Annotated in this window: 1 protein-coding gene and 1 pseudogene; both read left to right on the plus strand. The window is 44.5% G+C overall.

The window, feature by feature from the left end; translation table 11 throughout:
• Positions 1-470: pseudogene (locus F6K53_RS42535) on the plus strand (sodium:proton antiporter); the annotation flags it as partial.
• A 303-nt stretch (positions 471-773) separates the two neighbouring features.
• Complete coding sequence (locus F6K53_RS42540; RefSeq protein ID WP_293061241.1) at positions 774-1,067, plus strand: Dabb family protein; 294 nt, start codon at positions 774-776, stop codon at positions 1,065-1,067.
• The last annotated feature ends 345 nt before the right edge of the window (positions 1,068-1,412 follow it).

Consider the following 1,412-nt stretch of genomic DNA (forward strand, 5'->3'; position numbering starts at 1 on the left):
GGCAAGATATTATCGAAACTGTGTTTGGCGTGGTACTGTTTACCCTGCTAGTCCAGGGGTTAACCACCCGATGGTTTCTCGAAAAGTTAAATTTAATTGGTGACCAACCCCTACGTCAGCAATATTCTGAAGTTCTTGCCCGTCGCATCGCCCTGAATCGGGTCAGAAATTATCTTGAGGAGGGCTTAAAGACCACAGAAATAGATTCAGACCTGTGGCGCTATCAAACCAAACTTATCGATACCCAACTGACAACGATTAACGATGAAATTAAGGAGTTACGGAGTAACCACCCTGAACTCGAAACTGTTGAGCTTGAGCAACTTCAAGAAACCATGTTAGATATTGAAGCTGATACCTACGCCGAATTTATTCGTTCTGGACGGCTCAATGAAAACCTTTCACCGATTATGCAGCAGGTACTGATTGAGGCAGATCAGAAAACCATTGATATTGAGAATGTGACCTAATTGTGGAATGATTAGGTTCTGAAATCGGTGTTTAATCTGAACATTTACTAATGTGATGAATCTTGTAATTCTCTACTGGGTGCTAATTGGGTTAATGCTTGTGGGAGTCTTGGGAGTTTCTCTATCGGAGTGAGTGGACTTTAGCGTCACGAACCAACCTAGCTTTAAAAGCAAGTGTGGGTATTATAGTAGGGTCGCTAATTGGCAATTTAATTGAAGGCTTGCTGGCTCTGAGTACAGTAATTGTTTTTGTGTTTACCACCTGGCCTGTGGTAATGGTAATTTAGGAACTTTTAAGTAAAGATGATCGAGCATATTGTTTTGTTCAAGTGGAAAGAAGACGCTTCACCGGATGCGATCGCATTGGCTATCAATGGACTCCTGGCTCTGAAAGACCAAATTCCTGAGATTCTAGAACTGTCCTGTGGAGAGAACTTTTCGCAGAGGTCTCAGGGATTTCAGCATGCTTTGAGAGTGCAACTGGTCAATCGCGACGCTCTGAGTACCTATACTGATCACCCAGCCCACCAGGAAGTAGTCCAGAACTATATCAAACCTATCCAAGGAGACGTCATCGCAGTGGATTACGAAGTTTAGTAGTCTCAAGGATATAGGATAGGAACTGAGGGGGTGAAAGTGTGGGGTGTGGGGTGTGGGGTGTGGGGTGTGGGGTGTGGGGTAGCTGTACACATAAATCCAGAAGCGATGCAGCAAGGGAACAGGGGGAAATCCCCATGAGCAAGTGCATTAAGACAATGATTGCCTTAGTTCCAAAAAAAAGTTTTTCCTACACCCTACACCCTACACCCTACACCCTACACCCTACACCCCACACCCTACACCCCACACTGTTACCCCTTCTCTCATTAGTCCTTGGGTGGTATGTCTCCTGCCTGCTCAGCTTTTTTTATTGCTCGTTTAAGAATTAGTACTGCCATTTGA

The organism is Moorena sp. SIO4A1, from assembly GCF_010672065.1.
Taxonomy (GTDB): Bacteria; Cyanobacteriota; Cyanobacteriia; order Cyanobacteriales; family Coleofasciculaceae; genus Moorena.

Excerpts from the sequence above, each read along its gene's own strand:
- F6K53_RS42540 (WP_293061241.1), top strand. The coding sequence starts at position 774 with ATGATCGAGCATATTGTTTTGTTCAAGTGGAAAGAAGACGCTTCACCG.